General features: G+C 35.2%; 20 protein-coding genes, 2 tRNA genes and 1 pseudogene. 17 read left to right on the forward strand and 6 right to left on the reverse strand.

Annotated features, from left to right (window positions below; translation table 11 throughout):
* The first annotated feature begins 10 nt into the window (after positions 1-10).
* The 4 genes and pseudogenes from CRG87_RS01410 to CRG87_RS08025 all read left to right on the forward strand — a co-directional run bounded on the left by CRG87_RS01410 (position 11) and on the right by CRG87_RS08025 (position 4,198).
* Positions 11-328 (forward strand): PTS sugar transporter subunit IIB, encoded by a 318-nt coding sequence (locus CRG87_RS01410; RefSeq protein WP_074425497.1) that lies wholly within the window; start codon positions 11-13, stop codon positions 326-328.
* A gap of 304 nt (positions 329-632) precedes the next feature.
* A pseudogene (locus CRG87_RS01415) lies at positions 633-2,041 on the forward strand (GH39 family glycosyl hydrolase).
* 239 nt (positions 2,042-2,280) lie between these two features.
* On the forward strand, positions 2,281-3,747 hold the full coding sequence (locus CRG87_RS01420; RefSeq protein WP_074425496.1) for a GH39 family glycosyl hydrolase: 1,467 nt from the start codon (positions 2,281-2,283) through the stop codon (positions 3,745-3,747).
* Between the two features lie 277 nt (positions 3,748-4,024).
* On the forward strand, positions 4,025-4,198 hold the full coding sequence (locus tag CRG87_RS08025; protein WP_165775957.1) for a hypothetical protein: 174 nt from the start codon (positions 4,025-4,027) through the stop codon (positions 4,196-4,198).
* Positions 4,199-4,233: 35 nt separating this feature from the next.
* On the opposite strand, the gene CRG87_RS01425 is transcribed toward CRG87_RS08025, so the two are convergent.
* The gene (locus CRG87_RS01425) at positions 4,234-5,244 is read right to left on the reverse strand and encodes a serine hydrolase domain-containing protein (protein ID WP_074425495.1); all 1,011 of its coding nucleotides are present in this window, start codon (positions 5,242-5,244) and stop codon (positions 4,234-4,236) included.
* Between the two features lie 229 nt (positions 5,245-5,473).
* Here CRG87_RS01425 and CRG87_RS01430 point away from each other — a divergent pair.
* The 5 genes from CRG87_RS01430 to CRG87_RS01450 all read left to right on the forward strand — a co-directional run bounded on the left by CRG87_RS01430 (position 5,474) and on the right by CRG87_RS01450 (position 8,642).
* Positions 5,474-5,545, forward strand: a tRNA-Glu gene (locus CRG87_RS01430).
* A gap of 7 nt (positions 5,546-5,552) precedes the next feature.
* Positions 5,553-5,624: transfer RNA gene (locus CRG87_RS01435), tRNA-Gln, on the forward strand.
* Positions 5,625-6,135: 511 nt separating this feature from the next.
* Positions 6,136-7,749 carry an ABC transporter ATP-binding protein gene (locus CRG87_RS01440; RefSeq protein WP_074425494.1) on the forward strand — a complete coding sequence of 538 codons (1,614 nt, stop codon included), beginning with the start codon at positions 6,136-6,138 and terminating at the stop codon, positions 7,747-7,749.
* A 2-nt stretch (positions 7,750-7,751) separates the two neighbouring features.
* Positions 7,752-8,348 (forward strand): McbB family protein, encoded by a 597-nt coding sequence (locus tag CRG87_RS01445; protein ID WP_074425493.1) that lies wholly within the window; start codon positions 7,752-7,754, stop codon positions 8,346-8,348.
* Between the two features lie 57 nt (positions 8,349-8,405).
* Positions 8,406-8,642, forward strand: a complete 237-nt coding sequence (locus CRG87_RS01450) for an SLAP domain-containing protein (protein ID WP_083213184.1) — start codon at positions 8,406-8,408, stop codon at positions 8,640-8,642.
* 154 nt (positions 8,643-8,796) lie between these two features.
* Here CRG87_RS01450 and CRG87_RS01455 read toward each other — a convergent pair whose 3' ends face one another.
* Positions 8,797-9,411, reverse strand: coding sequence for a DUF3862 domain-containing protein (locus tag CRG87_RS01455; protein ID WP_074425491.1), 615 nt, complete (start codon positions 9,409-9,411; stop codon positions 8,797-8,799).
* A gap of 342 nt (positions 9,412-9,753) precedes the next feature.
* On the opposite strand from CRG87_RS01455, the gene CRG87_RS01460 reads away from it, so the two are divergent.
* On the forward strand, positions 9,754-10,425 hold the full coding sequence (locus CRG87_RS01460) for a MucBP domain-containing protein (RefSeq protein WP_074425490.1): 672 nt from the start codon (positions 9,754-9,756) through the stop codon (positions 10,423-10,425).
* Positions 10,426-10,643: 218 nt separating this feature from the next.
* Here CRG87_RS01460 and CRG87_RS01465 read toward each other — a convergent pair whose 3' ends face one another.
* The 4 genes from CRG87_RS01465 to CRG87_RS01480 all read right to left on the reverse strand — a co-directional run bounded on the left by CRG87_RS01465 (position 10,644) and on the right by CRG87_RS01480 (position 16,392).
* Entirely contained in the window at positions 10,644-12,104 is a 1,461-nt protein-coding gene (locus CRG87_RS01465) for a glycoside hydrolase family 1 protein (protein ID WP_101138671.1), read from the reverse strand.
* Positions 12,097-13,989 (reverse strand): beta-glucoside-specific PTS transporter subunit IIABC, encoded by a 1,893-nt coding sequence (locus tag CRG87_RS01470; protein ID WP_074425488.1) that lies wholly within the window; start codon positions 13,987-13,989, stop codon positions 12,097-12,099. Before CRG87_RS01470 ends, CRG87_RS01465 begins: the two co-directional genes overlap by 8 nt.
* A 14-nt stretch (positions 13,990-14,003) precedes the next feature.
* Positions 14,004-14,831 carry a PRD domain-containing protein gene (locus tag CRG87_RS01475; RefSeq protein ID WP_074425487.1) on the reverse strand — a complete coding sequence of 276 codons (828 nt, stop codon included), beginning with the start codon at positions 14,829-14,831 and terminating at the stop codon, positions 14,004-14,006.
* Positions 14,832-15,039: 208 nt separating this feature from the next.
* Positions 15,040-16,392, reverse strand: coding sequence for a Mur ligase family protein (locus tag CRG87_RS01480; RefSeq protein ID WP_074425486.1), 1,353 nt, complete (start codon positions 16,390-16,392; stop codon positions 15,040-15,042).
* A gap of 147 nt (positions 16,393-16,539) precedes the next feature.
* Here CRG87_RS01480 and CRG87_RS01485 point away from each other — a divergent pair, with 147 nt between their 5' ends.
* The 7 genes from CRG87_RS01485 (at position 16,540) to atpE (ending at position 21,879) form a co-directional block, all read left to right on the forward strand.
* The gene (locus CRG87_RS01485) at positions 16,540-17,139 is read left to right on the forward strand and encodes a thymidine kinase (RefSeq protein ID WP_046306636.1); all 600 of its coding nucleotides are present in this window, start codon (positions 16,540-16,542) and stop codon (positions 17,137-17,139) included.
* 17 nt (positions 17,140-17,156) lie between these two features.
* The gene (gene prfA / locus CRG87_RS01490) at positions 17,157-18,245 is read left to right on the forward strand and encodes a peptide chain release factor 1 (RefSeq protein WP_046306637.1); all 1,089 of its coding nucleotides are present in this window, start codon (positions 17,157-17,159) and stop codon (positions 18,243-18,245) included.
* Complete coding sequence (prmC, locus tag CRG87_RS01495) at positions 18,238-19,086, forward strand: peptide chain release factor N(5)-glutamine methyltransferase (RefSeq protein WP_074425485.1); 849 nt, start codon at positions 18,238-18,240, stop codon at positions 19,084-19,086. Before prfA ends, prmC begins: the two co-directional genes overlap by 8 nt.
* Positions 19,086-20,090 carry an L-threonylcarbamoyladenylate synthase gene (locus CRG87_RS01500; RefSeq protein ID WP_074425484.1) on the forward strand — a complete coding sequence of 335 codons (1,005 nt, stop codon included), beginning with the start codon at positions 19,086-19,088 and terminating at the stop codon, positions 20,088-20,090. The genes prmC and CRG87_RS01500 overlap by 1 nt, the downstream gene beginning before the upstream one ends.
* An 84-nt stretch (positions 20,091-20,174) precedes the next feature.
* Positions 20,175-20,804, forward strand: coding sequence for a uracil phosphoribosyltransferase (gene upp / locus CRG87_RS01505; RefSeq protein ID WP_046306643.1), 630 nt, complete (start codon positions 20,175-20,177; stop codon positions 20,802-20,804).
* A 118-nt stretch (positions 20,805-20,922) separates the two neighbouring features.
* Complete coding sequence (gene atpB / locus CRG87_RS01510) at positions 20,923-21,636, forward strand: F0F1 ATP synthase subunit A (protein WP_074425483.1); 714 nt, start codon at positions 20,923-20,925, stop codon at positions 21,634-21,636.
* Positions 21,637-21,654: 18 nt separating this feature from the next.
* Positions 21,655-21,879: a F0F1 ATP synthase subunit C gene (gene atpE, locus CRG87_RS01515; protein ID WP_074425482.1), complete on the forward strand. Its 225-nt coding sequence runs from the start codon at positions 21,655-21,657 to the stop codon at positions 21,877-21,879.
* Positions 21,880-21,884 lie beyond the last annotated feature (5 nt).

Genomic DNA, 21,884 nt, shown 5'->3' on the forward strand with positions numbered 1-21,884 from the left:
GAGTTTTAATATGGCTGAAAAAACAATCATGCTATGCTGTTCTGCAGGAATGAGCACAAGCTTACTTGTTACTAAAATGCAAAAAGCAGCTGAAGACCAAGGAAAAGATGTGGAAATTTTTGCTTGTCCTGCAGCGGAAGCAGATGACAACCTTGCGCAAAACAAAATTGACTGCATTTTACTTGGACCTCAGGTTCGTTATATGGAAAACGAATTTAAGCAAAAAGTTGATGGTAAAAACATTGGACTAGCAGTAATTGATATGCAAGCATATGGTATGATGGATGGAGCCAAAGTATTAGATCAAGCATATCAGTTAATGAGTTAATAAAGTATACTAGAAGTTAATAAAAGGTTTGAACTGGGGTCAAACCTTTTTTGTTTAGCTTAAAAGTTGGAATTAAAAAATGGCTACTCTAGTTTATACGAATTATTCCGAAAGATGGGAAAAGAACAGCTATTTCCTGTTTTTTGGATATGGTCTGCTTTTAAATTCATACTTTATAATAAAATCACAATTGAAAACGGATACATCGATAATTTGAGCATATTAGCTCAATAAGAGGAGAAAAAACATGTTAAATTTCAAAGTAGAGCAGAATGAAAAAACTAATTTTCCACATTACTGAGAAGTGTGCGTAGGGAGTTGTCATGCATATACCGCTTTGCGAGAAGATTATCGCGAGCAGCTAATTAAAGCGCATAATGAATTAGGTTTTAAATATGTTCGTTTCCATGGTTTATTTGATGACGAAATGAGTGTATGCATCGAAAACTTTGATTTTGAAGGTAATTCTCAGGGAATCACGTATAATTTTATTAATATTGACAAGATTATTGATTTTCTACTTCAAATAGGTATGAAACCATTTTTGAAATTGGGTTTTATGCCTTCATGTCTTGCGTCTGGCAATGGTAGAATATTTGTCTATGGTGGAAATAATTCAATGCCTAAGTATGATAAAGCATGGGAAGAGTTGATTAGCCGTTTATCAAGCATATCATTGATCGTTATGGTGAGTCAGAAGTAGAAACCTGGTTCTTTGAAGTTTGGAATGAACCAAATTTGCCACTATTTTTTTCTGGCTCGCAGGAAGATTATTTCCACCTATATGAGATGACGGCAAGAACAGCTAAAAAGATTGATAGTAAGCTTAGGTTTGGAGGGCCAGCAACTTCATACAATTCTTGGATTCCTGAAATGATTGACTTTTGTGAGAAAAACAATGTTCCACTTGACTTTGTTTCTACTCATCATTATCCAACAGATGATCCATTATGGAAGAGTGGATTGGATATTGAAGAGTTTTTTAAGCAAACAGGTGGAAAAGAGACAGACTATCATCGTGGAATTTTAAAAGAAATGACTGCTAGAACAAAACAAGAGTCTAAAAATTATCCTTTATATTATACTGAGTGGAATGTCTCGGCTATGCTTGGCGATACAATTCATGATGAACCATATGCTGCTGCAATGGTCGCAAAAACTTTAGCAGATAATGATGGTTTAGTTGATGGTTATTCATTTTGGACTTTTAGTGATATTTTCGAAGAGCAATCTCAAAAGCCAGGTGTTTTTCATGGAGGGTTTGGTTTACAAACAGTTGATGGAGTTGAAAAGCCGGTCTATCGCATATTTGAAATTTTCCATGAGTTAGGAACAAAGAGAATCAAAGTGGAAAGTAGTCAAAGTAGTACTACCGAGGTATTAGCCGCACAAAAGGGTAACGACTTACAAGTCTTAGTATATAACCATAATGTTCCAAGTGAGCCAATTGAAACTGAAGAAGTTAAAATTGATTTAGGAACGGATAATGCATATGATGCATGGATCGAACGAATCGATTCCAATCATACCAACCCAATGAAAAAGTGGGAAGAAATTGGAAAGCCAGAATATCTTAAGCAACCAGAAATTGATCAGTTAAGAGAAAACTCTAAATTGCAGAAAGAAAACATTGAGATTAAAGAAGGACAACTGACGCTCAAAATGCCACCACACTCATGCGCATTTGTTACAATCCCAGGATTCTTCAAATAAAAAGGTTTGAACTAGGTTCAAACCTTTTTGTTGGAAAAATTAATAAGTTTAGGGCTCTAAATTTAACAATCACAAAAAATATTGAACTCGCTTTCAAGCAACTGGGAAATAGCTATAACTCTTCTGTTTTTTGAATATGGTCAAAGGATGTTAAGTACTTGTATACTTTGATTAATCTTTGTAAGCGCATCCTTATATTGCTTTTGAGAGCTTACAATGTTCTAAATAAGGAGACAAAAATGAATAATTTTAAAATTAATGGAAAAGTAGAAACTAAGTTCCCACACTACTGGGAAGAATGTGTCGGAAGCTGTCATGCATATACCGCTTTACGAGAAGATTATCGCGAGCAGCTGATTAAAGCGCATAATGAACTGGGATTTAAATATGTTCGTTTTCATGGTATTTTTGATGATGAAATGAGTGTTTGCATCGAAAATTTTGATTTTGAAGGCAATTCTCAAGGAATTACGTACAACTTTATCAATGTCGATAAGGTATTTGATTTTCTTGTAGATATTGGTATGAAACCTTTTGTTGAACTTAGTTTTATGCCATCATGCTTAGCTTCTGGTGAAGGCAGAGTCTTTGTATATGGTGGAAATAATACTATGCCGAAATCAGATGAGCTTTGGGAAGATTTAGTTGAACGATTCTTAAACCATATTATTGATCGCTATGGTAAAAAAGAAGTTGAATCATGGTTCTTTGAAGTTTGGAATGAACCTAACTTACCACTATTCTTTGCTGGAACGCAAGAGGACTACTTCCATTTATATGAAATTACTGCTAAAACCGTTAAAAAGGTAGACGAAAATCTACGTGTTGGGGGACCAGCAACTTCATTTAATTCATGGATTCCTGATATGATTAATTTTTGTGAAGGAAATGATGTTCCACTTGATTTTATTACAACTCATCACTATCCAACGGATGATCCGTTGTGGAAGAGCGGCTTAGGTATTGAAGAATTTTTTAAGAATTCTGAACAACAACAAATGGATTATCACCGCGGAGTTTTGAAAAAAATGACGACGCAATCTCACGAACAGGCGAAAGGATATCCACTGTATTATACTGAGTGGAACGTCTCAGCAATGGTAGGAGATATGATTCATGATGAACCATATGCTGCTGCAATGGTTGCAAAAACTTTAGCAGATAATGACGGCCTAGTGGACGGTTACTCATTCTTTACTTTTACTGATATTTTTGAAGAACAATCTCAAAAGCCAGGGGTCTTCCATGGTGGATATGGTTTACAGACAGTTCAAGGTATTGAAAAGCCAGTTTACCGTATATTTGAAATTTTCCATGAGCTAGGAACAAAGCGAATCAAAGTGGAAAATGATACTGAAAGTACTGCTGAAGTTTTAGCTGTTCAAAAAGGTAATGATCTACAAGTCTTAGCATATAACCATAATGTTCCAAGTGAGCCAATTGAAACTGAAGAAGTTAAAATTGATTTAGGAAAAGATAATGCATATGATGCTTGGATAGAACGAATTGATTCCAATCATGCCAACCCAATGAAAAAGTGGGAAGAAATTGGAAAGCCAGAATATCTTAAGCAACCAGAAATTGATCAGTTAAGAGGAAGCTCTAAATTGCAGAAAGAAAACATTGAGATTAAAGAAGGACAACTGACACTCGAAATGCCACCACATTCATGTGCATTTGTTACAATTCCAGGATTTTTTAATTAACGATTTAAAAAAGCTTGAACCTAGTTCAAGCTTTTTTGCTATTTAAATACTAATTAAATTACATAACTCCAGAAATAAATGATGTCTTGTAATAGCGAAATGCACTTTTGGAAAAAGTTTGTTTGCTGCCGACGAATGTAAACATTTTGAAATGATAACACTAATTATAATAAATTTTTGATTTTTAAAGTTAAGCCCATTAAATAACCCAAAAAAGCCCCATTTTTACTATGAAAAAAGGTATAATTTGGATAATAAATGAAAGGGGTTTTTACCTATGATGTGTGATAATTTGTTTTTTAAGATTGTTTGGGTAATTGTTTATGGCATCACTGCTTACTTTACATTTACTGATAAGATGATGATGGCTATGTACTGGATGGCAGGCGGTATGTTTGCTCAAGCCTTAGTTGACCTAATTTATCACTTCTGGCCAAAGAAGAAGTGTTAATACTAAAAAACAGCTTTTTATATAAAAGCTGTTTTTTATTGGTCGTTTTCTTTTAAAAAGCTCTGAATGATTTTTTCCCGCATGGCAAGAAAAACTTGGTTGTGTCCCGTAGGATGAACACGGTTGGTTAAAACGATCATTCCGGATTTTTTTACTCGATCTAGGAGAATTAGTGTCCCAGTGAAACCTGTATGTAAGATAATTGGGTAATTGAATTCAGGGTCAAAGCGTAAGTCCCAACCCCAAGAACGTGGCTGAACACCGGCAGGATTTTTATTTTCAAAAAGCTTAGTTACGGTCTCTTGGTCATATGGAAGAATATTATCGTCTAAGCCAATGTAACCTTCCGAAATTTTAATTAAATCAGACATTGTAGAAAAGAGGCCAGCAGAGCCACAATCACTCCCAAGTTGTCTTGCTTTGGGGTCATGAGGCACTCCTTGGAGGACAGAACCGTTTACTATTGCTGTTGGAACACAGTTATCCTTATCAGGCGAAAAAGTGGTTTCTGTGAGTTTCATTGGTCTGATAATTTCATCTACTCCAACTTCCTGAACAGGCTTACCATAGATTCTTTTAATTACTAAGCCCAGAAGAATGAAGTTGGTATCGGCATACCGCATTTTATGATCGAGTTCGTCAGTTACAGGTAAGTTAATAATTGCATGTATTAACTCATCATGGTTTAGCTGGTCACGATTTTCAATCCAACCGCGAATTCCACTAGTATGGGTGAGAAGATGAAAAAGGCGAACTCTTTTGTCTTGAAACTCTGGAATAAAATCTTGAAGTGGCTCAGTAAAGTTTAATTCATCGTTTTGATAAAGCTTTAATAAAATATTTTCAGTAATTAGCACTTTAGTTAGACTTGCCAAATCATATTGGGCAAATGGACTGAGTTGAGTTACTTTAGGGTATGTACTAGCAAAACCAATTGTTGAAGTAAAAATTTGCTTGTCTTTAATAAAAGCGTAGTTAACGCCTGGAACAATCCTTTCGGAAACCATTGATTCAATTAAATTTTGTGTGGTTGAATAATCAAGCATAAAAAATTCCTTCATAAAATACTTTACCTACTATTATATACAATTAAAGTAATAAAATTGCAGCGAAAAGACAATAATTGTATTTTTATGCTAGGAAGAAGTTTATCAAAACTCAGAAAGTAAAAACTATTGAGGATATGTGATTTTTAAGCTGAAAATCTTTAGTGTAAATGCGTCAAAAGCACTTGACAACAAGGGCTGTATAAAGCATAATAGTTACTGTTGATTTTGCCCGTTGGTCAAATGGTTAAGACGCCACCCTCTCAAGGTGGAGTTACGAGTTCAATTCTCGTACGGGTGATTAACACTGGGATATAGCCAAATGGTAAGGCACAGGTTTCTGGTTCCTGCATGTTTCGGTTCGAGCCCGGATATCCCAATACAAAAATGGCTTAGCAGCAAGTTTTTAACGAATTGAAAAGCTGGTTTGCCTATCAAATGCCCATCAGGGTGTCTAAGTTAAAAAAGCTAGATGAATAAATCATCTGGCTTTTTATTTTCTCGAATTTTCTGTAATTAGCTCAAGACAAGTTATTTATATTTTTAAGTAGACGTGCAAGTGGGCTAATCTTAGATATTTAGCTAAATCGGTACAGTTGGTTAATTGATTTAGACACCAAAAGCCAGAACCTATAAGGGTTCCGGCTAGTTTTAGTGCTTTCAGATTTCATAATATAAATAAAAATTTATTGACAATTTAAGGTCGCTCAATTAGTCTTTAATTAACTTTATTTTAACTAAATATTAAAGTGTTTAATGCTTTTTGGAAGGTATTTTTTTGCCAAATTATAAAAAGAGTAACTCAGGCAGTAGTGGCTCTGAAATAAAAGTAGAAAAAAAGTTCAATCCTTAGAAGATATTATCCTTTAATTAAATTATGTAGGTGATGTTATGCGTGCTGTTCTAAAAGAGCTTAATAGCAAGTACAAGTTTGAGTATTTTCTCTTTTTAGGAATGAGTACTGTTAGTACATGCATTGAGACATCTAATGTTATTTTGGAAGGTATGCTATTAAATTCACTAGTATATAAGGCTGATAGGACATCATTTATACGTAATATAATAGTGATAATAGTTTTAAACCTAATAAGATTGTTTTTATCTTTTTTTATAAACAAAATTCAAATTCTAAAGTTCAGAAAAATAAACATAGAAGTAAACGATATTATAATAAAGAAGCTTTATTCAAAAGATACGTTAGAAGTCTTAAAACTTGATCCTATTCAAACTGCAGATAGAATTACGGAAGATACTAATGAAATCTTAAATTTCTTGTTTCAAACGGTAAATCAAATCGTTTCAATTACTATTTCCTCAATTATAATTTTTATTTATATTATTAAAGCTAAATCTCGCTTTTTCTTGCTAGTAATGATTTTGCTACCAGCCTATATTATTTTGTACCTTTTTTTAAAACCAAAAATATTCAAAATAAACTTAGAATTAAGACGAATTTACAATGAATATTTTTCTGGATTTGCTGAATGGCTTAATAGATATGTTGAAATTAAAGGTAATAAACGGGAAGAAATAGAATCCAGAAGATGGAAAAAGACCAAAGTTTCTCTTTTAAATATTACAAGAAAAAACTTTCTTCTTAATTTAGGTATGTCTACTTGTGAAATTGTCTTACAATTGATTTTCCAGATAATATTGTTTATTAATGGCGGATTGGCCGTAATATCAGGAAGAATGACAATTGGATCTTTTTCTGTTCTTTTCCAATACTTTAATCAATTATTAGGACAAGTGGATGAAATCTTTTCTATTTTGTTTAACTTTGAGTCTTTTCGAGTTGCATACATGAGAATTGATCAATTGATGTCTATCCGGAATGAAGTAGACGGAGCAATAGTCATTTCTAATGTTGAAAATATACAAGTTCACAATTTCAATATTAGCTTGGAGGCACATAAGACTTTATTTTCAAAAGAACTTACATGCACTTTTAATAATCCTGGTTTTTATGTTATTAGAGGCAAAAATGGAATAGGAAAATCTACTTTTTTAAGGACGATAATTGGACTGTATACGTCAGCAAAAAAAGGAACAATTTTAATAAACAATATAGATATTGACTTAATAAATAAGGAAAAGCTGAGAGAAAATAATATGAGCTGTTTATTCCAAGATACGGTTCTTCCAAATTGTCTTGTAAGGGAATATTTAGATATGTATGTAAATGAGAGTAACGAAAACTGTATTTCTGGTGATCAATATTTCCAAAAAGTATTTAGCTCTTCTCAATTTAATATAAAAAAAGTGTTAGATAAGAAAATGACTGAGCTTTCAACGGGCGAAATACAATTAGTAAAGCTTTACTCTGCTATTTTGAAAAAGAAAGCGCACTGCTTTTTATTAGACGAGCCACTAGCTAATATTTACCCTGAATTGCAATCAGATTTATTATGCTTATTGGAAAAAATTGCACAAACTAATCTAGTTATAATCATTAGTCATGACCTTGAAATTGGGGAAAAAACTAAAAATATAAGAATAAGATAACTATGAAATCATATATAATACCACAGTTTTTAATTTTAAATAATGATATTAATAATGCAGTAGTCCAAAATAAAAATGGGATAAATCACCTTACAAATAAAAGCATAATTAGTTTCTTTAATAAGATAGACAATCTTCACAAAAATTTAGTTACTGAGCAGTTTTTAGAAGATTATTTTGGTTTAGAAATATATAAGTCAACTTTAAAGTTTATGTTGGATTCTCAGCTTCTCGAAGAAAAAGTTGAATATTATTCTGAATATAAAAATATAGTAGTTTTTACCAATAACAAAAAAATATATAACTTGATGTCTAAAGTTATGAATGAAAAAAATGACACACTAACGAGCTACTACCTTAATACTTTTCAAAGCGACTGGTTTGAAGCAAAGATAAAAGAAATATCTGATGATAGCTTGATTATAAGTATTTTTAGTCCTTTAGACTTTAATGAATATACTTGGCTCTGTGATTTTTTAAGAGAAAACAACAAAATCTATTGTACTGCTTTTCCGTATAATAAAAAATTTTACTTTTCTAATATATATATAGTTATAAATGGAAAAATTCATGTCCAAAGTGCTTTATTTCTGAGTTAATTTCAAGTTTAAGATCTACAGGCAAATTTTATTCTATGCCGACTTTTCAAACAGTTAATGAAAGAAGCTATTATGAACTGTCAAATGGTTTGTATTTTGCAGCAGGAAACAATTGATGCAAAGCAATCTAATTTGAAACATAATGCATATCTTTATAATCGATATGGCAACCGCACAAAAACAAAATTAAAGAAAAACAGACTGGTAAAGACTTATGGCGTACCTATTAGAATAAAGAATAAGGAATACTACATTGTAAATGTGAACAGCTTTATAAAGAAAGCAACTTTGTAAGTCCTACTAAGCAATGTTGTCATAAAAAAATAATCAGAGCATATTAAAAGGTCACAGTCCACAATTAAATTGTTGGAATGCGACCCTTTTGATTGAATAAATTAAGAGAGGTTAAATTATAAATTTAGAAGTAGCTTGAGCAGAGTACTTAAAACTATTTACTCAACTCAGCTTTTGTTTTTGAAACGAGCTTGTTGTCTGAAAAAACAAAAGTAACGCGATTACTATTGTTATCGGATTTTGATTTCGTTTTAGTTTGATAAAAAGCAATCTTGTTCTTTTTTCCCATTACGATGTTCTCGTTTAATGTATCGGGTTGACCATGTTTTTTAACCAGACTGGCATAAGAGCTATTTTCTTTAACTTTATTATATGATTTTAGAGTTAATTTACCAGCTGTTTTTTCCCACTTGAAATTAGTAATGGTCTTTGTTATTGCCTTTTTATTATAGAACTGAACAACAAGTGCTGCACTTGTTTTAGTCCAACCTATTGTTTTGATTTTTAGTCCGTTAACTAAAGTGGTTTTAGTGGACTTTGGTTTCCCTAAGAGTTCAGTGGTTTCAGTAATGGAAGCACCGCCGCCACCCTTTTTAGAAATATCTCCAAGCTTAATTTCGTCATACTTTTCTTTAAAAGCTTTTTTCTGCAGTTCAGTCTTAGTGAGTGTGTTAGAATTGCTCGACTTGTTATTAGAAGAGCATCCACCTAATGCGATTGCTAAGAAGCTGACTCCAACAACTGATAGTACTTTTTTTATTTTGATCATTAAGATCTCCCTTCAAAAATATGCCATAGGTTTAGTGTCACTGGCGTTGTGGACAATAAAAATATATGACCGTAGCTATTATATATGTATATTTAAACTTTTGGTAGGTGTTATTTTTTGCATCACTAAACCTGAGGTATTCTAATCATATTGTGTGCAGTAAGCTGGGAACTTAGAATAAAATACTGGTGTTTGTTCTTTAGCAAAAATTTTTATACCTGGAAACTAAAGAAGTGGGAGCTAACCGGTTTAAATTAGACTTAGAAAATTTCTAGGTATGGGGAACAAGTTGTGATATTATAATTGTATTAAAGAATAGAAAACGCTATTAGGAGAGTAATTATGAAGAAAATTGAAAGCTTAAAAATCAAGAAAAGCTCTGCTTTATTGACTGCCGCAGCTGCAGCAGTATTTGCTTTTGCTGGTGTTAATGGAACTAATGTTGTTAAAGCTGATGCTGCCAATCCTGCTGCTACAGTAGTTAACGATGGAAGAACTGCTACAGTTGTTGCTCATTATCAAGATGAAGCAGGAAATAAGATTGCTGACGATCAGACTATTGACGGCCATACACAAGTAAGCTATGGAACAATGCGTAAGGCAATTTCTGGTTATACTTTAAAGGACTGGCAAGGACCAACTGAAGGTTACTTTGAAGACACACCTAAAGAGGTAATCTACATTTATACTAAGGATAATGGTTCAAATGAGACCAATGTAACTGACAATTCAGGACAAATTCAAAACCCAATTGAAAAGCCTGGTACAAGTTCTGATCAAAAGGATCCTTGCAAAGATAAGAAGGACCCAGCAGCTTCAACTGATACTACCAAAAAAGATGAGAACAAGAGTGATAATGTAAATACAACAACTAAGGATCCTGCCGCTAAACTAGCTGTTTTGCCACAAACTGGTTCTGATAAGACTAACTCTTTGAAGATGTTATTAGCTGGTATTTCTGTCGTTGCAGTTTCATTGCTAGGAATGGTTGCAGCATTTAAAAAGCGTATCTAGTCTGTTGAGCAGCAAAATATTTGTATAACTGAATAACATTTAAATACACGATTTGGATTTAACCGAATCGTGTATTTTAGTTTGCTCAAAAATGTAATTACTCTGTTGCATTTGAATTAGCAGATTTCACAAAATATTAGCATATTTGCTCATAAAAAAAGAGCTCCAAATAGCCAGATTGAAGCCTAACTATTATGAAGCTCTTTTATTTTGTGTTGTTAATCGTCTATTGCATTGCTTGCAACAACATTTTTGTACCAATTAAATGATTTCTTTTTGTATCTGTTATAAGTTCCACTACCATCATCATTTTTATCAACATAGATAAAGCCATAGCGTTTAGTCATTTCACCTGTACTTGCTGATACAAGATCAATACAGCCCCAAGGGGTGTAGCCAACTAAGTTAACGCCGTCATCAATTGCTTTAGCCATTTCAACAATATGATCATGAAGATAATCAATCCGATAATCATCTTCGACAGTATATTGACCATCTTTTTCAACTAGTTGATCAGCTGCTCCCAGTCCGTTCTCAACAACCATTAGTGGAATTTCATAACGTTCGTATATTTGATTTAGTGCTGTTCGAAGGCCAACAGGATCGATTTCCCAACCCCAAGCACTACGTTCAACATATGGATTTTTAACACCGTTAAAGAAGTTACCAGCTGCTTTTTCAGCATCGTCTTGGGTAACAGTGACAGTAGATGACTGATAATAAGAAAAAGTATAAAAATCAACTTTTCCTTTTTGTAACAATTTTAAATCATCGTCAGTGATATCTAACTTAAGATTGTGGTCATTCCAGAACTTTTGCGCAAAGTAAGGATATTTTCCCTTAACCTGTACGTCACCACAGTAAAAATTATTAATTTCAGTCATATATTGAGCATAGCGAACATCGTCAGGATGGCTGGTTAGAGGATAGATCATGCGGTAGGCCATCATGCAGCCCATTTTTAATGAAGAATCATAGTGATGTGCCCAATCAACAATTTCGGCGCTCGCTAAGAACTGATAATGTAGTGCTTGATAACGCAGTTGGGTAGAGTCTTCCTCAGTATTATTGAAGACCTCTGAATCACCTAAGTACATTCCGCCACCCATATACGCCCCAAGCGGTTTGGCAAGCATGTTGATTTCATTAAAGGTAAGCCAGTATTTAACATCTTTGTGATAACGTTTGATTACAGTCTTAGCAAATTTAACATACTGGGGAATCATTTTACGAGAGGCCCAAGCATTGAACTCTTGTGTTAATCCAATGGGGTTTTCAAAATGTGAGATGGTTACTAACGGCGCAATATGATATTTTTTCAATTCAGCAATTAAGTTATCGTAAAACTCTAAACCTTTTTCATTAGGTTCGTTTTCTAAACCATTAGGGTAAATTCTTGACCAAGCAATTGAAAAACGGTATGTTTTGAAACCCATTTCGGCAAATAACTTAACATCTTCTTTGTAATGATGATAGTGATCAACGGCCATATGATTAGGGTAGAGGGTGTTGTCTTCGATTTGACGTGTGATTCTTCGCGGTGTCTGATGATCACCACCAGTAAGTAAATCCATCGTGGATAACCCTTTACCGTCTTCATTGTAGGCACCCTCAAGTTGATTAGCGGCTGTTGCTCCGCCCCATAAAAAGTCTTTGGGAAACGAATAAGTTTTACTCATTATCATCTTGTCCTTTAATTCTAGTGCTGAAGATTCGATCATCAACAGTTACCTGATCTACTGAGTCATAGTTTAACTGGTTGTCTGGTTTATTGAGCGCAATTATTAAAACAGTCGGATCATATCCTGCTTGTTTAATTTTAGCAAAGTCAACTTGAACCAAAGGATCTCCCTGTTTTACTTCTTGTTGCTCTTTAACTTGAACGTCGAAACCTTCGCCCTTTAAGTTAACTGTGTTAATTCCAATATGAATCAGATATTCATTACCATTATCTGATGTGATTCCAATTGCGTGACCAGTTTGATAGGTCATAGTAACTTTACCGGCTAGAGGAGAAACAATTAGATCAGTTTCAGGGTCAATCCCGCGACCTGAACCAAGCGATCCACTTGCGAACACTTCATCGTTAACTTGATCTAGAGGAATAACTTTACCATCAACTGGAGCGTTAACAGCTTCAAATTCAGCGTAATTTTCAGTATTAGATGAATTTAATGTATCTGATGTTTTTGACGCACTTGAATCAGTTTTTTCAACTTTTGCGAGTAAAAAGGTGAAGATAAAACCTAAAACAAAGGCAATAATAGCAGTAATAATGGCATTTAAAAAGTTGCCAGGCTTACCAATGAAGTTAACAATAGTGAAGATACCAGGTGAACCGAATGAATATCTAACAACTTGAGTGATACCAGCGTAAAAGCCAGCCAATCCACCGGCAGCCATAACTGCGTAAATTGCTCGTTGGTACTTTAAGGTAACACCGTAAAGAGCAGGCTCAGTAATTCCTGATAGGGCAGTTACACCAGCAGAAAGTGCTAATTGGCGATTTTGTGAACGTTTATCTTTTAGGGCAATGGCAAATGAACAGCCAGCTTGAGCGATATTCGAGGCTAGCATACCAGGTCCAAGAATATTCTCACTTCTTGCAGGACTAGCAATACCTAAAGATGCTATTGGCACTAGTGCTACGTGCATACCTACCATAACTAGAAGAGGTGAGAAAGCACCCATTAAAGTTGGAACTAGCCAAGGCGCGTATTTGTTTAAACTATTGATTAGTAATGCTAATAAGTCACCTAACCATGAGCCAATTGGTCCAATAACAATTAAAGCAAGGGGAGCCATGATGATAAAAATCAAAAGTGGTTTAAGCATTGTTTTAATGACGTTAGGGGAGACTTTTTCAGCAAATTTTTCAACGTAGGATTGAATCCAAACACATAAAATGATTGGAATAACAGTGCTGCTGTATGTAGCTAAAGTTATTGGTGCTCCAAACAGAGTTACTGGTTTGCCTGCAGCGACTAACGCTGCCCAATTGGGATGTAAAAGCACACCAGCAATAGCAATTGACAAAAATTTATTTGTCTTAAAGTGTTCTGCAGCACTAACTGCCAGCATCATTGGCAGGAAGTAAAAGACAGCATCAGCCATAAAGCTCAAAATAGCGTAGTTCTGGGACTTGACTGAGATTAGATTAAAAGTAGTTAAAAGTGAAATAACCACTTTAAACATACCGCCGGCAATTAATGGCGTAATGATTGGTGCCATAATTGTAACTAAAATATTAACCAGGTTTCTGAAAAAGCCAACCTTTTCTTTATCTGGAGATGGCTCAGATGGATTATCACTAGAAATATGATAATCGTTTTGAATCTGTTTAAAGTACTCACCAACTTTTGCGCCGATGATAACTTGCGATTCTTCACCAGCTTGAACCGCCCCCAAGATTTCCGGTTGCTGCTTCAAAAATTCAGCATTAAATTTACTTTTATCCTTTAATGTGAAGCGAATTCGCGTCGCACAATGATAAAAGCTAGAAATGTTATCGGGACCGCCAACATTTTTGACGATCATATCGGTAACTTCTTTGTTACTTCTCATTTGTTCTTTTCCTTTCAATACATGGTCACACGGTGAATATGAATAATTAAATAAGCAAGCTCTTCCTTAGTAATAGGCTTACTATAAATAATTTCAATTGTTTGCTTAAGCTTCATGGCAATTTTACTAGCCTCAGGATAAAGATTCATCACTTGTTCTAGTAATTCTGGATCATTTGAAAGCATCTGATTACTGATATATCTTTCAGCAAAAAACTTAATATGAGTAACGAAGCGCTCGTAATTTAAGCCTTCAGTTGCCAGGTTACCGTGGCAAAGAACACGCAGAGTTTGCAAGATATTATCAATTAGTCGAGAAACTTCAAGCACATTGCTGCTTTCCTGATTACTGGAAGCATTAATAATGTGAAAAGCAATGTTAGCAGCTTCTTCTTGAGGTAACTTTACGCCTAAATTGTCTTCGATAATATCAAGTGCATGTAATCCTACTTTGAACTCAGGCTGATAATAAGTTTTCATTTCCAAGTATATACGGTTGCCTAATGATAAGTTATTTTGCAAACGTTGAATTGCAAAATATAAATGGTCAGACAAAGCATAATAAATACTTGCATCGAGCTTTTCGTGCAGACTTCGCTCTGCATATTCAACTATTTCAGTTGTTGTTTCAATGATCTTGGCTGGGATTTTTTGTAGTGACTGAACGAGCTCGTTTTGTTTGTTATCATCAACCGGAATGTACTTCCGACTAATTTTTTCCTCAGGCACTTCGCTGCCAACTTTGGCGTGGTAGCCAATCCCTTTACCAAAAGCAATATATTCATTTCCATCGTGATCAATAATTACAACATTAACATTTAGTATCTTTTTAATTTTATTCATTCTTGTACCCATCAAAAAATGCAGACAGGACGACAAAAATAACTAATACTTAAAAAAGCAAAATGTTAGTTATCAATGTAGTCTTGCCTGCATTACCAGTAACATGCGCTATCATTAACTCTTTTAAAGTTAACAAAAAAATCATCTTTTTGCAAGCGCTATCTTTAAAAACTTTACAAAAATAGTTTTTAGCTGTTAATTATGTCAATTACATGCCAGCCTTAATTATCTTTTTCTCTGCCATTGTCTTGCGGAGTGAAAGAAGGGCAGTGTAGGTAGATAAAATGTAAACCTTTTTAGTTGGAAGCTTGGCAATTTCTTCAATTACTGCTTCGTTATCCGGACAGGTAGTCATTTGTTCTGGTGAAAAGCCAGCAACTTCTAAGCGAAATCCCATGTCATGCCAACGCTGTCCACCAACTAGAATTTGTTTAATTTGCTCGTGATTCAAATCTTCAAACTGACCATCCCAAATCCATGAAGTATCAATTCCATCAGCATGATTAGCATTAAGTAGTGTAACTAGAGAATAGTCATCCTTTTCGGTGTTAAGCATATGCAAAACTTCGTCTAGACCAACTGGATTTTTAACCAAAATGAGATCAATGTCCTTATCAGCGTATTGAATTAACTCTTGGCGACCAAAAACGCGTTTGTTTTTGGCAAAGGCATTAGCAATTTCTTCATCGTCAAGATCAAAATGACGTGCGACAGAATAGGCTGCTAAGGCATTGTAAATGTTATATGTTCCACCAATATTGATGTGATAATCTTTGGTTCCCATTCGAAAGCTAAGATGATTTGGATCCTGATCGATAATCTCGCTGACTGAATATGTTAACTCCGGACGGCGATAGCCACAGTTGGGGCAGAAGAAGTCGCCTAAGTTAGCATAAATTCGGTCATGGTAATGCAATATATGGTCGCATTCAGGGCAAAGGACACCATCGGTATTAACCGGAGCTTTAACATCATTTTGTGAATGGTCACTTGGAAGTTTGAAGCCGTAAAAAATTTTGGGATTTGGCAGATCAACTGATGAAAAAATACTAGCATCACCGTTAGCAATGACGGTTGCATCAGGAGCTAACTTAATACCTTCAATAATTTTATTATAGGTAGTATAAATTTCGCCGTAGCGATCCATTTGATCACGAAAGATATTAGTTAAAACAAAAACACTCGGCTTAACTAGTTTAGTAACCATTTTGACATTGGCTTCATCAACTTCTAAAACAGCAATGGGGCGCTTAGCTTTGCTCTTTTTATTAGCTAAAAAAGCAGTAACAATTCCTTGTTGCATGTTAGAACCAGACGGATTGGTCAAAACTTCGCCGTATTTTTCTCGTAAGGCTTCAACTATCAATGCAGTAGTCATAGTTTTACCATTTGTCCCGGTTACAATAACTGTTTCGTAATTTTGAGCAAGTGTGTTCAAAATATCTGGATCAAGTTTCATTGCAATTTTTCCTGGGAAGCTAGTTCCACCTTTTAGTACATTGTGAAGAAACCAGTAACTTGATTTTCCGGCAAATTTGGCAACATCAGATTTTAGATTCATGTTTATCCCTCGCTTTAAAATCTGTAACAACTATAGCATAGCACGCAAACGAAAACGAGTTTTTAACTACTATTTTAACTGCACTTATTTTGATTTTCATCTATACTAGATAAAGTCAGGTGGATATAATTATACAAAGGAGCAAAAATGGCACAATTATTTTTTCACTACGGCACAATGAGTAGTGGCAAAACGCTTGAAATTCTGAAAGACGCACATAACTATGAGGCTCAGGGTCGAAAAATTGTGCTGATGACAAGTGGCGTAGATAATCGGAGTGGGGTAGGAACTGTTGCTTCACGAATAGGTCTTCATCGCAAGGCTATTCCAATTGAGCATGACATGGATATTTTTGCTTATATCGAAAAAATCAATGATCAGGAAAAAAAGCTTGGTGATGGTCCAATTGCGTGCGTTTTTGTTGATGAAGCACAGTTTTTGGAACGGCACCATGTTTTTGAGTGTGCTAGAATTGTTGACGAATTAAGCATTCCAGTAATGGCTTTTGGATTAAAAAATGATTTTCAGAATAACCTATTTGAAGGGTCAAAAAATCTGTTGATTGTTGCTGATAAAATCAACGAAATAAAAACCATTTGCCACTATTGTGGACGTAAGGCTACAATGAACTTGCGTATTCACGAAGGGAAACCAGTTTATGAAGGTGAGCAGGTCCAAATTGGTGGTGATGAAAGTTACTATCCGGTTTGTCGTTTTCATTATTTTCACCCAAATGAACAAAGATAGAGAGGGACTGATAAAATATGGATAAAATTATGGCACAGCTTGAAGGACTTGTGGCTCATTATGATGAATTGCAAGAAATGATGGCAGATCCAGAGGTTATCAACGATACCAAACGGTATATGGAAATTTCCAAAGAAGCATCTGACTTACATGATGTTGTAGAAAAATATCAAAAATACAAAGCAGATAAAAAAGAAATAAAAGATAATAACGAAATTATTTCAAGTGAAAGTGACTCTGATTTAGTTGATATGGCTAAAGAAGAAAACAGTAGTCTGGAGCAGGAAATAGTTGATTTGGAGGATGAAATCAAAATTTTAATGCTTCCTAAAGATCCTAACGATGATAAAGATATCATTATGGAAATCAGAGGTGCTGCTGGTGGTGATGAAGCATCACTTTTTGCTGGTGACTTACTCAGAATGTATGAAAAGTATGCTGAACGGCAAAATTGGCAGGTCTCCATTGTTGATAGTGAACCTACTGAAGTTGGTGGCTATAAGCGTGTTGCAATTATGATTACAGGTGACAAAGTTTACTCTAAATTAAAGTATGAAAATGGTGCGCACCGTGTACAGCGTATTCCTGTAACTGAATCTCAAGGACGAGTACATACTTCAACTGCAACTGTTGCTGTAATGCCAGAGTATGAGCAAGTCGATTTTGAGCTTGATCCAAAAGATATCAGAGTTGATGTTTACCGTGCTAGTGGTGCTGGTGGTCAGCACATTAACAAGACTTCAAGTGCTGTTAGAATGACCCACTTGCCTACTGGAATTGTGGTGGCAATGCAGGATCAACGTAGTCAGCAACAAAACCGGGAAAAAGCAATGCAAATTTTAACCTCACGTGTTTATGATTACTATGAAAGTGAAAATCGTGATCAATATGACGAAAAGAGGAAAAATGCGGTTGGTACGGGGGATCGTTCTGAAAGAATTAGAACCTATAACTATCCGCAAAACCGTGTAACTGACCACCGAATTGGTTTAACACTCAACAAGTTAGATCGAATTATGAATGGTGAGTTGGACGAAGTCATTGATGCATTGATTTTATATAACCAAACTAAGCAATTAGAGGAGTTGGCTGATCAAAATGGCTAAAATTGCTACTTTGAAGGACTTAAGTATTTGGGCAACCGAAACGGCTGCTGATCAGCGTCAAGAAGACGTTGATTTTCTTTTAGCTGAAAGACTTGGACTAAGTCCAAGCGAATTTGAGTTAAAACAAGAAATGGCGCTAAGCGACGCTCAAATTAAGCAAGCCGAAAAAGATGTCAAAAAACTTGCTAAAGGAATTTCACCTCAATACATTTTGGGTTATTCCTGGTTTTATGGTTACAAGATATTAGTTGAACAAGGTGTTTTAATTCCGCGTTTTGAAACTGAAGAACTAGTTGCTTGGACGCTTGAAGAATTAAAAAGCGGTGAGACCGTACTTGATTTAGGTACTGGTTCAGGCTGTATTACTGCTGCTTTAGCAAAAGAAGCAGCTAAAAAAGGAATCACAGATTTGAATTTGTTTGCTTCTGATGTGACAGACGCTGCTTTAAGAACAGCGGAAGAAAACTTTTTAGTCTATGATTTAGATGTCACTGTGCGCAAAGCTAACGTTTTAATTGGATTAGAAAAGTTCGATAAGATAATTTCTAATCCACCATATATCAAAGAATCCGAAAAAAATGTGATGGATCAGAATGTTTTACAAAATGAACCTAAAGAAGCATTATTTGGTGGTAAAAGTGGTATTACATTTTATCAAAAATTTGCCAAGCAGGTACGTGAACACTTGAATCCTGGTGGAGAGTTCTTTTTAGAATTTGGTTTTAGCGAAAAACAGCAATTACAAGAACTGTTTGCGAAAGAATTACCTGATTTTACAATTGAATTTAAGGATGATATGGCAAGTAAACCACGAATGGTATCTGGGAAGTGGAATAAGTAATGGAAACGAAAATTTTTCAGCAAGACCAAATTGACGAAGCCGTTAAACTTTTAGGAGCTGGTGAATTAGTGGCTTTTCCGACCGAAACAGTTTATGGTCTTGGCGCTATCGCAACTAATGAAAAAGCTGTGAAGGGTGTTTATGCTGCTAAGGGAAGACCTAGTGATAATCCGTTAATTGTAACTGTTTCAGATGAAGCAATGGTTTCGGATTATGCCAAAGAAATTCCTGAACGTGCGCAAAAATTAATGAAGCATTTTTGGCCGGGTCCGCTGACTATTTTGCTTTTTGTTAAACCTAATGCTTTGCCAAAAGCTGTTACTGGTGGTTTAGATACTGTAGCGTTTCGTTGTCCTGATGATAAGTTGACGCACGATTTAATTTCTAAACTAGGCTATCCAATAGTTGGGCCTTCTGCGAATACTTCTACTAAACCAAGTCCAACCACTGCACAGCACGTTTATCATGATTTAAATGGTAAAATTTCGGGCATAATCGATGGTGGGCCAACAAGAGTAGGTTTGGAATCAACTATTATTGATTTGTCCGTCGAAACGCCGGTTGTCTTACGGCCTGGTGAAATTACGCCACAAGAGCTAAGCGAAGTACTTGGTGAAAAGGTCTTGATTAACAGTGGACAAGTGAAAGATCAAGATATACCAAAGGCTCCGGGGATGAAGTATCGTCATTATGCTCCAAGTGAACCAGTAATAATTGTTGATGACACGAGTGATTTTGCAAAAATTGAGTTTAATGAGCATACTGGCGTAGCAGCTTTAGATTCTGTTTTAGTTGGGTTGAATGTACCAGAGCAAAATAAGTATAGTTTGGGTAAAAATCTGGTAGATGCCGATCATAACTTATTTGGTGCATTGCGCTATTTTGATGATAAGCAGTCAATTGATCAAATTTATGTTCAAGGTTTTAGTGGCAGCGAGGCCACCTTGGCATATATGAATCGTTTAAATAAAGCTGCGGCTGAGAACCATTTTCATGTAAAGTAAAAAAATAAAGCAAAGGGCTTTAAACCCTCTGCTTTTTTGATTAAAATAAGCGAGAAAGTATATTTGTTTTATAGGAGGAAAAGAATGGGTAAATTTACAGTGTTAGATCATCCGTTGATTCAACACAAGTTAACAATCATTAGACGTAAGGAGACAAGCTCCAATGAGTTTCGTCAAATCGTTGGTGAGATTGGCGGATTGATGACATATGAAATTACTAGGGATTTACCATTAAAGGATGTTGAAATTGAAACACCAATGGGCAAAACAACGCAAAAGGAAATAGCTGGTAAAAAGATGACGATTGTTCCTATTTTGCGTGCAGGTATTGGTATGCTCAATGGTGTGATGGAAATGATTCCTTCAGCTAAAGTTGGTGTCATTGGGATGTACCGTGATGAAGAAACATTAGAACCCCACGAGTACTTCTGCAAGATGCCTAAGGATGTAGCAGATCGTGAGTGTTTAGTAGTTGACCCAATGCTTGCCACTGGTGGCTCAGCTAATATGGCTATTGGCGCCTTGAAAAAACGTGGTGTTAAGGACATTAAACTTGCCGTTTTAGTTGCTGCACCTGAAGGCGTAAAAGCTATTCAGGAAGAAAATCCTGATGTAGACATTTATGCCGCAGCAGAAGATGAGAAGTTATTACCAAATGGCTACATCACCCCAGGTCTTGGTGATGCCGGTGACCGCTTGTTTGGCACTAAATAGCGAAATTTTTACAAATAGTATACGGAATTCGCTTACAATTTTTCACAAAAGGTTTGTTTGGTGTTAATATTGTAGGAGTGTTCGATAAACTGGGCACAAGAAGGGAGGTCACGAAGTAATGGAGAAATCATTTGTTTTTAAATTTTTGGGTTTAAACTTTGATCTCGCTGGGATGATTGGCTCAACTTTAATGGCTGCAGTGGTTTTATTCGTCTGCATTTGGCTCTCGCGCAAAGTTGAATTGAGACCGAACAAGAAGCAAAATGTGATTGAATACTTATTGGATTTCACTGATGGCATTGTTAAAGATAATGTCAGCGATCCTGATGCGCGTAAGCATCTATCACTTTATGCTTTTGTTTTGTTCCTATTTATCTTTTGCATGAATCAATTGGGACTCTTCTTAGAAGTCAAAGTTGGTGACAATATGTTTGTTAAGTCACCAACAGCTGATCCAGTAACGACGATGTCGTTTGCAATGATGACCTTGCTTCTATCATTCACATTTGGAATGCAAAAATTTGGCGTAGGTGGCTATTGGCGCAATTATGCAGAGCCAGTTAGCTTTTTGTTCCCAATCAATATGATTGAGGAAATAACTAACTTTTTGACTTTGTCTTTACGTTTATACGGCAATATTTATGCTGGGGAAGTGCTATTGACATTGATTGGAAATAGTTTAGCTCCTAGCTTTGGTATTACAACTATGGTTTTAGCTGCCCCACTTGCGATGGTTTGGCAAGGTTTCTCTGTCTTCATTGGCTCTATCCAGGCATATGTTTTCGTAACCTTATCAATGGTTTATGTTGGTAAGAAAGTTACAAAAGAATAATTTTTCGGAGGTTTAAATATGTCACAAGCATTTAAATATATTTCTGCAGCTTTGGTCGCTGGTATTGCAGCATTAGCTGCTTCTTGGGGTAACGGTAAAGTTATTACTAAGACTGTCGAAAGTATGGCTCGTCAACCTGAAAGTGCAGGTAACTTGAGATCAACAATGTTCATCGGTGTTGGTTTGATTGAAGCCGTTCCAATTTTGGCAATTGTTGTTGCTTTTCTGATTCTCTTCCTTTAATTTTT

It is taken from the genome of Lactobacillus apis, assembly GCF_002837055.1.
Lineage (GTDB): Bacteria > Bacillota > Bacilli > Lactobacillales > Lactobacillaceae > Lactobacillus > Lactobacillus apis.

What these genes read in the sequence shown, in the direction of transcription:
- CRG87_RS01410 (WP_074425497.1), top strand. Translation starts at nt 11, where the DNA reads ATGGCTGAAAAAACAATCATGCTATGCTGTTCTGCAGGAATGAGCACA.
- CRG87_RS01420 (WP_074425496.1), top strand. Translation starts at nt 2,281, where the DNA reads ATGAATAATTTTAAAATTAATGGAAAAGTAGAAACTAAGTTCCCACAC.
- CRG87_RS08025 (WP_165775957.1), top strand. Translation starts at nt 4,025, where the DNA reads ATGATGTGTGATAATTTGTTTTTTAAGATTGTTTGGGTAATTGTTTAT.
- CRG87_RS01425 (WP_074425495.1), bottom strand. Translation starts at nt 5,244, where the DNA reads ATGCTTGATTATTCAACCACACAAAATTTAATTGAATCAATGGTTTCC.
- CRG87_RS01440 (WP_074425494.1), top strand. Translation starts at nt 6,136, where the DNA reads ATGCGTGCTGTTCTAAAAGAGCTTAATAGCAAGTACAAGTTTGAGTAT.
- CRG87_RS01445 (WP_074425493.1), top strand. Translation starts at nt 7,752, where the DNA reads ATGAAATCATATATAATACCACAGTTTTTAATTTTAAATAATGATATT.
- CRG87_RS01450 (WP_083213184.1), top strand. Translation starts at nt 8,406, where the DNA reads ATGAAAGAAGCTATTATGAACTGTCAAATGGTTTGTATTTTGCAGCAG.
- CRG87_RS01455 (WP_074425491.1), bottom strand. Translation starts at nt 9,411, where the DNA reads ATGATCAAAATAAAAAAAGTACTATCAGTTGTTGGAGTCAGCTTCTTA.
- CRG87_RS01460 (WP_074425490.1), top strand. Translation starts at nt 9,754, where the DNA reads ATGAAGAAAATTGAAAGCTTAAAAATCAAGAAAAGCTCTGCTTTATTG.
- CRG87_RS01465 (WP_101138671.1), bottom strand. Translation starts at nt 12,104, where the DNA reads ATGAGTAAAACTTATTCGTTTCCCAAAGACTTTTTATGGGGCGGAGCA.
- CRG87_RS01470 (WP_074425488.1), bottom strand. Translation starts at nt 13,989, where the DNA reads ATGAGAAGTAACAAAGAAGTTACCGATATGATCGTCAAAAATGTTGGC.
- CRG87_RS01475 (WP_074425487.1), bottom strand. Translation starts at nt 14,831, where the DNA reads ATGAATAAAATTAAAAAGATACTAAATGTTAATGTTGTAATTATTGAT.
- CRG87_RS01480 (WP_074425486.1), bottom strand. Translation starts at nt 16,392, where the DNA reads ATGAATCTAAAATCTGATGTTGCCAAATTTGCCGGAAAATCAAGTTAC.
- CRG87_RS01485 (WP_046306636.1), top strand. Translation starts at nt 16,540, where the DNA reads ATGGCACAATTATTTTTTCACTACGGCACAATGAGTAGTGGCAAAACG.
- prfA (WP_046306637.1), top strand. Translation starts at nt 17,157, where the DNA reads ATGGATAAAATTATGGCACAGCTTGAAGGACTTGTGGCTCATTATGAT.
- prmC (WP_074425485.1), top strand. Translation starts at nt 18,238, where the DNA reads ATGGCTAAAATTGCTACTTTGAAGGACTTAAGTATTTGGGCAACCGAA.
- CRG87_RS01500 (WP_074425484.1), top strand. Translation starts at nt 19,086, where the DNA reads ATGGAAACGAAAATTTTTCAGCAAGACCAAATTGACGAAGCCGTTAAA.
- upp (WP_046306643.1), top strand. Translation starts at nt 20,175, where the DNA reads ATGGGTAAATTTACAGTGTTAGATCATCCGTTGATTCAACACAAGTTA.
- atpB (WP_074425483.1), top strand. Translation starts at nt 20,923, where the DNA reads ATGGAGAAATCATTTGTTTTTAAATTTTTGGGTTTAAACTTTGATCTC.
- atpE (WP_074425482.1), top strand. Translation starts at nt 21,655, where the DNA reads ATGTCACAAGCATTTAAATATATTTCTGCAGCTTTGGTCGCTGGTATT.